The following is an 11,116-nucleotide window of genomic DNA, read 5'->3' on the forward strand; positions in this document are numbered from 1 at the left end:
GTACCATGACCAGCCCGCTCCATGAAGTCGACGGAGATGCCCAGCTATCCCCCGTTATCTCGATCGCACCGATCATACTGCCTTCGCCGAACCGGGGTAGTGATCTGCATCTGAAGGTTTCTGCACCAGTCATCGGCGAGAGCCTACCCACCATTCTTTTCTCCCATGGCAACGGTCAGTCGCTTCATGCCTATGGGCCCCTCATCGATTACTGGGCCGCTCACGGTTTCGTCGTGATCCAGCCGACGCATCTGGACTCGCGCGTGCTTGGCCTTTCTGCTGACGATTCCCGTCGTCCAAATCTCTGGCGCTTTCGGGAGCAAGACATCGCAGATATTCTGGATGGACTCGACCGTATCGAACGAGAAACACCCATCATCCGCGGCCGGCTGGATCGCTCGCGGATCGCAATCGCCGGACATTCTTGGGGTGGGCAGACTGCCAGTGCATTTCTCGGCGCGCGCCATCCTGACCCTGGCAACGGCTCAATCGTCAACCGCAAGGATGACAGAGTGAAGGCAGGCGTCTTGCTGGCAGTGCCGGGCAGCGGCCGAGACCTAACCCAGCATGCAGCGCGCACATTTCCGTTCCTGTATCCCGACTATTCAGGCATGACGGCCCCTACCCTCATCGTCATGGGCGATCATGACCAAGGCCGGCTGAGCGTTCGTGGACCAGACTGGTGGCGTGACGCTTACGATCTCAGCCCCTCGCCGAAGGCGCTCTTCACCGCTTTTGGCGGCGAGCATTCGCTGGGTGGCATACCGGGCTACGAGGCACGAGAGACGACGGACGAGCGTCCTGAGCGTGTCGCCGAAATCCAGCGCCTTTCAACCGCGTTTTTGCGGACTGCGCTCTATCCCGGCAATCCCGCATTCGCCCAAGCGGCTGCCAAGCTGGCGGCAGAAACGGCGCCGGAAGGACAATTAGAAACAAAGTAGGCCGACTGAGACACCCCCTTGCACTTGCACATGACGCGTCAGGCCACGGCGCACGCCCCATATCAGCACACCAGGAGTCTGACATGAATACGATCCTCATCACCGGCAGTTCCTCCGGCTTCGGGTTAGAGACTGCTCGCTATTTTCTCGATCGCAACTGGAATGTTATCGCCACAATGCGCACTCCGCGTGCCGACCTGCTGCCAAAATCCGAACGGCTCCATATCATCGCTCTCGATGTGACTGACGCCCAAAGCATAGCCCGCGCTGTCCGGGACGCTGGACCTATCGATGCTTTGGTCAACAATGCGGGCGCTGGTCTGATGGGCGCCCTTGAAGGCGTGTCGCTTGACGATACGCGCCAGATATTCGAGCTCAATACATTCGGGACCATGGCAATGACACAAGCCGTATTGCCGGGCTTTCGCCGACGAAACTCGGGTGTGGTCGTCAATGTTTCATCGGCCGTGACGCTCAAACCGTTTCCCATGCTGTCTGCCTACACCGCCAGCAAAGCGGCCATTGAAGCATTCAGCGAGAATCTTGCGCTTGAGGTGGAGCCCTTCGGTGTACGGGTGCGAATTGTCATCCCAGGACGAGCCCCGCAGACCTCCTTCAGTGCGACCGCCCGTGCGCGCTCGCAAAACGGTATACCGGAGGCCTATGCCGACTTTGCGAAGCAAGTGTTTTCCAAAGCGTCGCAGGAGCCGGGTGAAGTCACCAGCGCAAGTGACGTGGCTGAGGCCGTTTGGCGAGCAGTGACCGATGGGTCTTCGCCTGTGCGCATAGCTGCGGGTTCGGACGCTGTATCGCTCTTCGCGAAAGAAGCGTTGAACACAGGCTGACGCTGCATTCGCATGCGAAAGGCTTTTTGTGCCCATTGCTCCAAAGGCCGATGATCGGGCCGATCATCGTGGATGCAAATCACAAAAAATCAGCGCAAATCGCCTGTTCGGATCCTGAAGCACATGGCGTTCGCTTCGGCTTGATACAGCTGTCTCCCAGGGTTCATTGACTGACTAGAGTGAACCGCAAAGCCCGCCATAACGAGGATTTGATCCCGCCATCGATCCGAACAGGAATTCTAACACAAGTTGTTGCATTCTATAACCGATAGTAAGGCAGCCGATGTCGAGCTTCGCCGAGCAGGCCAACATATTCAACCGCTTACCGTCATTCATCCCGGTGGTAGCGATACTTCAGATGCGAGCATGCATGTCAGTTCAACCGAAAGACCCCTCGGACAAGGTGTGGGCCTCCTCTGATCATCCCGCCGTCGGACAAGCAATCCCAATTCTGGCAGCGCTGGCGAACCCGGTCAGGCTTGCTGCGTTGCTCAGATCGAGAGAGAGTGGTCCGTGTCCGAACTTGGGACCGAGCTTGGCGTCAGCCAGTCCGTCATGTCTCAGCATCTTGCGAAACTACGCTAGACCCAATGTGCTCAAGCCCGACGGCAGAACCAAACCATGTTCTACCGCTGCGACAATCAATTGGTGATCAACATTATCGTCGAGCTCGGCTTGGCTCAGAATTTGCGAGTATAGGAGCGCGAACCCGTCCAGCATCAAAAGTGAAAGGATCAGATTGATCGTTGCGGCGCCTGATGGCGCTGGCGCAGGACATGACACAGATGCATATTCTTGCGATCGACCTCGCCAGGTGGATCTCCCAATTCCATGGAAAGCATCACGCGGGGCGGTTCTATTCAACAGGGACATCGAAAGACAATTTCTGTGCTGCTCACCTTTGGCCGGAGGTCGAGATAACTCTGCGAGCGGCGAGCCGTCGCGGCGTCTTTCCCAGGGTCCGCCTGAATGCTGCCGTGAAGGCACTCTCTGATGAATATCCTACCTCTGCTGAGGCTTCAGCAACCGTGGCACCATCCCGATCGAGCCGCTTGGCTGCCCACAGCATCCTCCAAAGTGTCAAGTAGCTCATCGGCGACCGACCGACGAGCCGCGCGAACCGAACTGCAAAAGCAGTGCGCGATAGACCTGCTCGCTTGGCCAGCGTCGCCACAGTCCATGGGCTAGAGAGGTCGCGATGCATGGCGACAAAGGCTGGTCGAAGAAATGGATCTGAAATTGCTGCAGTCCATCCAATCTGCTCCTCATTGTCTCCGTCCAGATGACAACGCATCAGTTCGATCAGTAGAACATGCGACAGATGCTCGATGAAACTGGCACAGCCCGGGCGGCGATGGCGAAGCTCAGTGGCAATACGAGTGAGTGCCCACCGCACGGTCTCTCCGCTTGCCGAATTGTCTTTGTCCCCGCCAGGGATCACGATGACATCCGCCAGGGATGCCATCAGTAATTCGGACGCAAGGCCTGAAAGCAGGAATCGCGCGCCGATCATGTAGAAATCGCCGCCGCTGCCCAACAGCGCCGTGTCCCCATGTGCCGGGGCCGAATGGACGGTTTCGGCTGCGTCCCCAATCCGGGCGCCGGAGGCGGACAGGACGAATGCCTTGCCGTGGGGCAGCATGACACAGTCCCCCTCGCCCAGCCGAACCGGGGTGCGCTGGCCATCCAGAACCAGCCAACAACTACCTTTCACTATGCCGATACATTTCATGCCGGCGTGCGGGCCGTAACGGATGGACCAGTTCCCACCGGCATCCAGTCCTGCCGCCACGCAATCACGCGGCTGGAGCACGTCCAGGACATCCGACAGAATATCGGGAACGAGGTCAGCCACCAGACGATCCTGAACGAATGCGATATAATTGCGTATTATCACACATAGAACGTTCCGCCAGCAAAGACTAGGTTTGGTGTGCAGAGAAAAGAAGGAACTGCTTCGTGACGAGATCTCAAGACGTCTTGCACCGCACTGAGTTTGCCATGGTTGTCCTCGCCGCATCGGCCTTCGTCGCATCCGCCGGCATGCACTGATCGTGTCCGGCGCCACAGAAGATCGTGCCGCCGCTCTAAAGTCGCCGCCGCTCGCGCCGCGTGGCTTGAGGCCTTTGCGTCTCAAGACCTGGAGAAGATGCTGTCGTCTTACGTTGATGACATCTAGTCCCACGATCTGATGGCTGCGCTGACGGAGGTGGGTCTCGCCATGGCCTTCGACGGCGAGCAGATTTGGCGGCAGAACTGCGGCAGCTTCTTTGCCATGTTTGCCGAAGATATGGTCACGTCTCGGTTCCATTCGATGTCTCGACAGGCAACGCGCTGCCCGATCTCAAGCCGCTTGCCAACCAAACGCTCCTTTCACCAACCGTATCAATATGGAAACCGTCATGATCCTCGTCACAACCCCAACCGGCGACATTGGTCGCCGTGTCCTCTCCAACCTGCGCGCGGCCGGCATGGCTGTGCGTTTAATCGCCCGTGATCCCTCGAAGTTGCCGTCTGATTTGCAGCTTGACGTCATCGAGGGCTCGATGGCGGACGCTGCGACGATCGCGCGAGCGCTGCCAAGCGTAACCGGCGTGTTCTGGTTGCCGCCCGGCGACCCGACAATGGCCTCGGCCAAGGCAGCCTATGTGGATGTCTCTCGGGCGTTTTGCGATGCCCTTCCCGAGTCCGCAGTCACGCACGTGGTTGGCATTTCGGCTTTGGGTCGTGGTTGGCCGAAGCCCGCTGGTCACGTCACTGCGACGCTGGCGGTTGACGACATGATCGCGCAGACTGGCGTCAACTATCGCGCCCTCGCCTGCGCCTCACTGATGGATAACATTGCGCGCCAGGCCGAACCGATCCGGACCATCGGCCGTTTCTTCCAACCGACGCCAACGGACCTGAAATTGCCGCATGTGGCCAAGGCCGATGTGGCGCGGGTCGCAGCCGACCTCTTGCTTTCCCCGAAATGGTCAGGCGTCGAGGCAATTCCGCTCCTCGGTCCCGAGGACCTGTCTTTTGGCCAGATGGCCGCAATCATGTCTGAGGTTCTCGGTCGCGAGATCATCGCAAGCGAAATGCCTATGGACCACTTCGGCCAGATGATGCGCGATTTCGGCGCTAGCGACGGCATGGCGCAAGCCTATGTCGAGATGCTGACGGCCAAGAACGAGGGGATGGATCACCTCATCACAGGGGCCTCACGCCACAATACACCGACCACCTTCCGCATGTGGTGCGAAGACGAGCTACGCCCCCTGGTTACAGGATAAAGGTTTTCGATCATCCCGACGCTAGTCGACGGGCCCTGAAGCCATCGATTTCACTGTAGGAACAATCCAGCAGAGAAGCCATTGGGACAGTGCCGCTTCTGGCCTGTCCCAATGGGCATCACCATGGGATCTTAGGCTGCGTTGGTCACCAACGCCGGCGCTGACCCAAGGACACAATCTGCTCACTCCGTCCCCCATCGAAGATCTGCTGCATCCATTGAGGATAGATCGTGGCGAGTTTGCTCACCGCATCCAGTCGATCAAGATCAGACTGCTGCAGCTCGATTTTCGTTGCGCCGAGATTGTCTTGCAGTTGCTCAACCCGTTTCGCGCCGAGAAGCACCGTTGAAACGGTCTTCCGGTGGAGCAGCCATGCCAATGCAATCTGGGCCGGCGACGCGCCATGCGCAGCCGCAATGCTGCGCAGCTCGTCAATCAGATCATAGGTGCGGTCGATATCGAGAGGCGGGAAAGGCGTCGTGGCTCGACGAGCCTGGTTGTCGCCTTCAAAGTTGCGATCGAACTTGCCACTCAACATCCCCCCGGCCAATGGGCTCCAACAGACGAGACCCAATCCGGTGGCGGACAGGAGAGGGGTGATTTCATGCTCGATCTCTCTCCCGGCAAGCGAATAATAGGCCTGCAGGCTGGAGAGTGGCGAGAGCCCGAGGCGTTCGGTCACTCCCATAGCCTGTGCGATCTGCCACGCAGCCCAATTCGAAACGCCGATGTAGCGCACGGCACCCTGGCGCACGAGGTGATCGAGCGCGCGCAAGCTTTCTTCGATCGGCGTCAGGGGATCGAAGCCGTGCAGCTGGTAAAGATCGATATAGTCGAGCTGCAGCCTTTTCAGGCTGGCGTGAAGGCTATCCAAAATATGCGCTCGTGACGCTCCGCGGTCATTTTGCCCTTCACTCGCTTGCCCGAAAGTCTTGGTAGAGATCAAGACATCGTGCCTTCGAACGCCGAGGTTGCGCAGTGCCGCACCGGTGATTTCCTCTGATTGGCCGCCCGAATAAATGTCCGCTGTGTCGAGCAGGTTCACACCTGCATCCAGACTGAACCGAATGAGTTGCTCAGCGCCATTCTGGTCAACCCCGCCGATCCCACCCCATTGGCTGACGCCGAAAGTCATCGTGCCGAGGCTCAATTCAGACACGAGCAAGCCCGTTCGTCCTAACATGTTGTAGTGCATCTTATCTCTCCTTCGGGGCGCAGGAGCTGCGCGCCATTCAGGAAACTATTCGGATGCGACCTGAGAGCAGTAGCACGTTTCACTCTGATGATTGCACAATCCTCTCTCGTCGACGAGGATCGCGTTGCCATAGAAGGGCGACTGGCCTAGCCAGTAACCTCCATCTGAAATAGCCCTGCGCCGCAACCTTGGAATTGTTCAGGATGATCGAGCATTTGCAGCAGACCCTGGCAAACGGTTTTGACCGCTGGGCACCGAATGAGGGCGCGACCTTGACGCAGGTGCCCGGGCTTGCCCTCCACCGTCATGTGTCACCGACAGCCCCTCATATCGGAATGATGGAAGCCAGCCTGTCTCTGGTGATTTCAGGCAGGAAGCGTGTTGTGCTTGGCAGCAACACCTATGACTATGGCCGCACGCATTTTCTACTCACGTCCGTAGATCTTCCAGTCACAGCCTGGGTCACGCAAGCGAGTGCGAGCGAGCCCTATCTGGGAATTCTGCTCAAGATAGATCTGAGCCTTGTCCGCAGTTTGATATCTGAGATCACGCAGGAAAGGCTCAGTCAGGCTCCGCTTCTTGGGATAGCGAGTTCGACCGTGACCCCTCACCTCCTCGAAGCATTGTTTCGCCTGTGCCGGTTGGCAGAACGTCCGGACGAAATCGACCTCTTCGCTCAGCCCATACGACGAGAGATCATCTATCGTCTGATCATGAGCCCGGTCGGTACACGTCTCGCTTTACTCGCTTCGATGGAAGGAGCCTCGAGCAGCATCATCAGGGCGCTGGAATGGCTCAAACAGCACTTCCGCGAACGTCAATCCATAAGTCACCTTGCCGATATCGCGCATATGGGAGTGTCAACGTTTCACCGGCATTTCAAGCAGGTGACCGGCGTGAGCCCCGTCCAGTATCGCAAGCGCCTGCAACTCAATGAAGCGCGCCGGCTGATGATCGTGGCCGGACTTGACGCTGCATCGTCAGCCTATGATGTCGGCTACGAAAGTCCTGCCCAATTCAGCCGCGAATACCGCCGCGAATTCGGACAGTCGCCGATCTCCAGCGTGATCGGCCTCAGACAATCGATGTAGCAACTTCTTTCCCCGCGGCCGAAAGCGGGACAGATCAGCGGAATTCGGTTTCGATGGCTCCTCGTTTTGCCAGGATCGATTTCGAGGATGAAGGCACCCACGCCACAAGACGCTCCTCGCCGACGCCCGCGATCAAACCGCCATGCCCCAGGACAATAAAGCCACCGACAAAGCCTTGACGGGTTTTACGCGAGAAAATCAGCCGGCGTTCCAAGATCTTCAACCACGACCGATCTTCAAAAGGGATAGAAGTAACAATCGCGCCCATCTGCCCGTGTGGCGTTTCTCGAAAAATGGCACTCTTGAAGATCAGGCCATGAGCCACTTTTGTTGATAGATCAGCCTTTACACTGACCTACCATCCTGGGTTGACGCGAAACCAAACCGAACTAGTTCGTTTACGGCAACAGACAACCGGGAGGCGCGACCATGCGATGGGAATATTGTACGATTGAACGAGCTCTGACGAATGAGGAAATGAACGAGCTTGGATCCAAGGGATGGGAGCTCGTTGCAGTCGTCTCGCCGGGGCATTTCGTCCTGCATTATTTCCTTAAACGGGCAATTGACGCTTAAGCTATCTGCGACCGCGGTGACGTCGTGAGTGAGGCCCTTCTGATCTGTGGGATCAGGCCAGTGGTGCCGCGAAGGCGAGAAGAAGGAAGCCGCCAGCATGCGGCTTTTTTTAGAGTATTGGAACGCAAGAGCATGAAGCCGATGCCAAAGCGGCTCAAGCACTATCGTCGCGTCCCACGCCGGCTGACAGATCTCGAAGCTCTTTCGTCGCCCTGTCCGAAGCAAAGATGTGGCGGTCAGACTTCGGCAACAGAAGGTGGAAAAGCCCTGAAGCCAGCCGGAATTGCTTGGCCGTGAGACGATGTGATCTTGCCAGAACCTCGCCTGTCGATCGACGAGATGAGCACGACCTCGCATGTGTCCCTCAAAAGGTCGCCAATTGCTTCAGTCAGCAGGTGAGGCAATCGCACATGCGTGACGTAAAACTGCCAATGATCCAGTTTTCTTGTCACCGATGGCTCGAATACCGTTCCCGTATTGATAATCACATTGTCGAGCTTGCTGGCCCCAAAGTTTGTTTCGAGCGCTTCAACGATATCGAGAACAAAGGATTGCAAATCCGGCTGTCTCGCATCCAGTTTCAGCATCACTGCGCGGCCACCAAGCCATTCGACCTCTCGCACTATCTCTTCGGGAAACTCCGCCTGCGACCTGTAGGTGCCGATGATGTGAACACCTGACTTCGCAAAACTCATCACGCTGGAGTAGCCCAATCCGCTGCAAGCACCAATTACAAGTGCGATCCTCGTGGTCATGAACGTTACCTCCTTCTCATTTTCTGAGTTGCGCGAAGAGCCGAACCGCGACGCCTGGATGCAGATACGCAGACTGAAGTATGCAAAACGGCTTGAGTTGGATCTCCACGCGCCACGCAGCACACCGAAAAAATCAACGAGCTGCCTCTCAATCCGCAGTCTGGAAAAGCTAAGCGATGCATTTAAAGAGCACTAGATGGCCAACCCTCTACTGGTTGGTTAGAGAAAGTTGACAAACGCCATCGGAGGCGAGCCGACGCCGGTATATCTGCTTTGCGAAGACGACGGCCAATGAACCGGGCCGCCGCAACCCTGGATCCTATCAACTCGGCGTGGGCCGGGTTGTTCTCTACAACGAAGATGCGTGATGGCCCGGCAGGCATAGTGACGAGATGGTCGGTGTAGGCTCCCGTGGCGCAAGCTAGCACGACTTCCGCAGCCGCACCCTCAAAGCTCTAACGGGTGCTTGCGACCCAACGCGAGGCCGTCTTCCAGTGGTATGTCACGGGGGTGTCATTGGCGGACTGCTTGGTGGCCTGCTTGGGCTGCCACCAAAGCGCATCATCCCGGTGGATCCTGCAAGTGTCACCGTGCTTGGATTGAATGACGGGCATTTTCGGCTCGAAAGCTTCAACTTCAGTCCGAACGGTCCCGTGTTTGACGCTCCTGACTGACAGGACGAACTGCAGATGCCCCTGTCGATATCGCGGTCGTCGTCGGCGGAGGTGCCAGGAGTGTTGTTCTCGGCGAAACCACGGGCGCGCACTGTTGCCCTCTGGGATTTGTGCCTCTAGACGAACGGGTGATCGGACCGCCCGCCAGAGTGGCTCGCCATTCATGAGTGAATATGGGCCTGTCCCGGACAGCCGCGTCTAGCACCGGTGTTTTCGAACGCCTTCACGTTCGCCTCGAGAGGGCTTCAAAGCTGAAAAAGCTCTTCAGTCTGATGCGCAAACGTGTGCTTGAGGCCCAAACCGTCGACCCGGTTTCCCTGCAACGAGGCAGCATGAAGCCGATTATCGTCAATGCAGCTTCACCATCCGCGCCTGAGCCTTAGGTGCGGATCGTGTCCCAGGACGTGGTGTAGCTGGATTTCATAGCCATCGGTGATTTCCGGTAGGGTCGGGTTGCTTATGACCAACCTGAGGGACACCACCGATGACCGACGACATGATGAACCTGCGCTCGCTCGTTGAGAAGAGTGCTGACGCCGATTTGCTGCGCGAGATGATCGGCTTTGCTGCCGAGAAGCTGATGGCGCTGGAGGTCGGCACAAAGACCGGCGCGGGCTATGGCGAGAAGAACGGCTTCCGACTTGCCCAGCGCAACGGCTACCGCGATCGAGACTGGGAGACACGTGCAGGAACCGTCGAGCTACGCATTCCCAAGCTTCGCACAGGCAGCTACTTCCCGAGTTTCCTGGAGCCGCGCCGGATGGCGGAGAAGGCTCTGACGGCGGTCATTCAGGAGGCATACATCCAAGGCGTTTCGACCCGATCCGTTGATGATCTCGTCAAGGCCATGGGTATGAGCGGCATCTCAAAAAGCCAGGTATCCCGACTCTGCGAAGAGATCGACGAGAAGGTGAAGGCCTTCCTCGACCGGCCCATCGAGGGCGAGTGGCCATACCTCTGGATCGATGCCACCTACCTGAAGGTTCGTCGCGGCGGTCGGATTGTCTCGGTAGCGGTCATCATCGCCGTGGGCGTCAACACTGACGGCCGACGCGAGGTGCTCGGCATGGAAATCGGCACATCCGAGGCAGAAGCGATCTGGACCGAATTCCTGCGCAAGCTGACCAGACGAGGCCTGCGCGGCGTCAAGCTCGTCGTCTCCGATGCACATGAGGGCATCAAGGCAGCGGTGTCGAAGGTGCTCTCTGCCACCTGGCAGAGATGCAGGGTTCACTTCATGCGCAATGCCTTGGCTCATGCCGGAAAGAGCGGACGGCGCGTCGTCTCCGCCTTCATCGCCACGGCCTTTGCCCAGGACACACCGGGGGCGGCCAGCCAGCAATGGCGCAATGTCGCTGACCAGATCAGGCCGAAGGTGCCGAAACTCGCCACGCTGATGGATAGCGCCGAACAGGATGTGCTCGCATACATGACCTTTCCCAAGCAGCACTGGGCAAAGCTTCATTCGACGGATCAGATCGACAAGAGTTTTGCTCAAAAATATGGTATTTTTCTCCTGCGCGGATGACCTCGTGGTGAAGTGCGGTGCATCGGCTGAAGGCACCGTCAGGCCACCTCACTCGAGCCTTGCCGGATTGAGGCGTCCGCGCGCCTTTTTATCAGGCGGGCGCGGACGCCACGTCTCGACGAAGCGTTCATAGCTCTTTTGCGCTTGCTCAGCGACGCGCATCTCCTGGTCGCGGAGCTTCTTGACGTTATAGGCATAGGCAGGGCCAGGCTTGTTGCCCTTCTTCTGTGGTTTCC

The 11,116-nt window shown here is 58.0% G+C and carries 9 protein-coding genes and 3 pseudogenes; 7 read left to right on the forward strand and 5 right to left on the reverse strand.

Translation table 11 applies throughout. The features are described 5' to 3' along the window. Nucleotides 1-5: 5 nt before the first annotated feature. The 3 genes from QWE_RS00795 to QWE_RS26005 all read left to right on the forward strand — a co-directional run bounded on the left by QWE_RS00795 (nucleotide 6) and on the right by QWE_RS26005 (nucleotide 2,371). Nucleotides 6-941, forward strand: coding sequence for an alpha/beta hydrolase family protein (locus tag QWE_RS00795; RefSeq protein ID WP_006724149.1), 936 nt, complete (start codon nucleotides 6-8; stop codon nucleotides 939-941). Nucleotides 942-1,024: 83 nt separating this feature from the next. Then, nucleotides 1,025-1,786 (forward strand): SDR family oxidoreductase, encoded by a 762-nt coding sequence (locus QWE_RS00800; protein ID WP_006724150.1) that lies wholly within the window; start codon nucleotides 1,025-1,027, stop codon nucleotides 1,784-1,786. A gap of 495 nt (nucleotides 1,787-2,281) precedes the next feature. After that, a complete protein-coding gene (locus tag QWE_RS26005) occupies nucleotides 2,282-2,371 on the forward strand; it encodes an ArsR family transcriptional regulator (RefSeq protein ID WP_083872800.1) in 90 nt (29 codons plus the stop codon). Nucleotides 2,372-2,681: 310 nt separating this feature from the next. On the opposite strand, the gene QWE_RS00805 is transcribed toward QWE_RS26005, so the two are convergent. Continuing rightward, the gene (locus QWE_RS00805) at nucleotides 2,682-4,097 is read right to left on the reverse strand and encodes an AraC family transcriptional regulator (protein WP_202802970.1); all 1,416 of its coding nucleotides are present in this window, start codon (nucleotides 4,095-4,097) and stop codon (nucleotides 2,682-2,684) included. Nucleotides 4,098-4,188: 91 nt separating this feature from the next. On the opposite strand from QWE_RS00805, the gene QWE_RS00815 reads away from it, so the two are divergent. Beyond that, a complete protein-coding gene (locus QWE_RS00815; protein WP_006724153.1) occupies nucleotides 4,189-5,061 on the forward strand; it encodes an NAD(P)H-binding protein in 873 nt (290 codons plus the stop codon). Nucleotides 5,062-5,206: 145 nt separating this feature from the next. On the opposite strand, the gene QWE_RS00820 is transcribed toward QWE_RS00815, so the two are convergent. After that, a complete protein-coding gene (locus QWE_RS00820; RefSeq protein ID WP_006724154.1) occupies nucleotides 5,207-6,256 on the reverse strand; it encodes an aldo/keto reductase in 1,050 nt (349 codons plus the stop codon). 203 nt (nucleotides 6,257-6,459) lie between these two features. Here QWE_RS00820 and QWE_RS00825 point away from each other — a divergent pair, with 203 nt between their 5' ends. After that, the gene (locus QWE_RS00825) at nucleotides 6,460-7,347 is read left to right on the forward strand and encodes an AraC family transcriptional regulator (RefSeq protein WP_006724155.1); all 888 of its coding nucleotides are present in this window, start codon (nucleotides 6,460-6,462) and stop codon (nucleotides 7,345-7,347) included. 34 nt (nucleotides 7,348-7,381) lie between these two features. Here the strand turns inward: QWE_RS00825 and QWE_RS00830 are convergent, their stop codons facing one another. Together QWE_RS00830 and QWE_RS00835 are read right to left on the reverse strand one after the other, a co-directional pair. Continuing rightward, entirely contained in the window at nucleotides 7,382-7,615 is a 234-nt protein-coding gene (locus tag QWE_RS00830; protein ID WP_157790666.1) for a hypothetical protein, read from the reverse strand. Nucleotides 7,616-8,159: 544 nt separating this feature from the next. Next, the gene (locus tag QWE_RS00835; protein WP_006724158.1) at nucleotides 8,160-8,678 is read right to left on the reverse strand and encodes an SDR family NAD(P)-dependent oxidoreductase; all 519 of its coding nucleotides are present in this window, start codon (nucleotides 8,676-8,678) and stop codon (nucleotides 8,160-8,162) included. A 440-nt stretch (nucleotides 8,679-9,118) separates the two neighbouring features. Between QWE_RS00835 and QWE_RS24575 the strand changes: the two are divergent. Both QWE_RS24575 and QWE_RS00840 read left to right on the forward strand, forming a co-directional pair. After that, nucleotides 9,119-9,352, forward strand: a pseudogene (locus QWE_RS24575) (histidine phosphatase family protein); the annotation flags it as partial. A 484-nt stretch (nucleotides 9,353-9,836) separates the two neighbouring features. Further along, a pseudogene (locus tag QWE_RS00840) lies at nucleotides 9,837-10,838 on the forward strand (IS256 family transposase); the annotation flags it as partial. A gap of 90 nt (nucleotides 10,839-10,928) precedes the next feature. Here the strand turns inward: QWE_RS00840 and QWE_RS00845 are convergent. After that, nucleotides 10,929-11,116, reverse strand: a pseudogene (locus QWE_RS00845) (IS110 family RNA-guided transposase); the annotation flags it as partial.

It is taken from the genome of Agrobacterium albertimagni AOL15, from assembly GCF_000300855.1.
Lineage (GTDB): Bacteria > Pseudomonadota > Alphaproteobacteria > Rhizobiales > Rhizobiaceae > Allorhizobium > Allorhizobium albertimagni.

Bases quoted from the DNA above. Each gene is read 5' to 3' on its own strand.
- QWE_RS00795 (WP_006724149.1), top strand. From the start codon at position 6: ATGACCAGCCCGCTCCATGAAGTCGACGGAGATGCCCAGCTATCCCCC.
- QWE_RS00800 (WP_006724150.1), top strand. From the start codon at position 1,025: ATGAATACGATCCTCATCACCGGCAGTTCCTCCGGCTTCGGGTTAGAG.
- QWE_RS00805 (WP_202802970.1), bottom strand. From the start codon at position 4,097: ATGGAACCGAGACGTGACCATATCTTCGGCAAACATGGCAAAGAAGCT.
- QWE_RS00815 (WP_006724153.1), top strand. From the start codon at position 4,189: ATGATCCTCGTCACAACCCCAACCGGCGACATTGGTCGCCGTGTCCTC.
- QWE_RS00820 (WP_006724154.1), bottom strand. From the start codon at position 6,256: ATGCACTACAACATGTTAGGACGAACGGGCTTGCTCGTGTCTGAATTG.
- QWE_RS00825 (WP_006724155.1), top strand. From the start codon at position 6,460: ATGATCGAGCATTTGCAGCAGACCCTGGCAAACGGTTTTGACCGCTGG.
- QWE_RS00830 (WP_157790666.1), bottom strand. From the start codon at position 7,615: ATGGGCGCGATTGTTACTTCTATCCCTTTTGAAGATCGGTCGTGGTTG.
- QWE_RS00835 (WP_006724158.1), bottom strand. From the start codon at position 8,678: ATGACCACGAGGATCGCACTTGTAATTGGTGCTTGCAGCGGATTGGGC.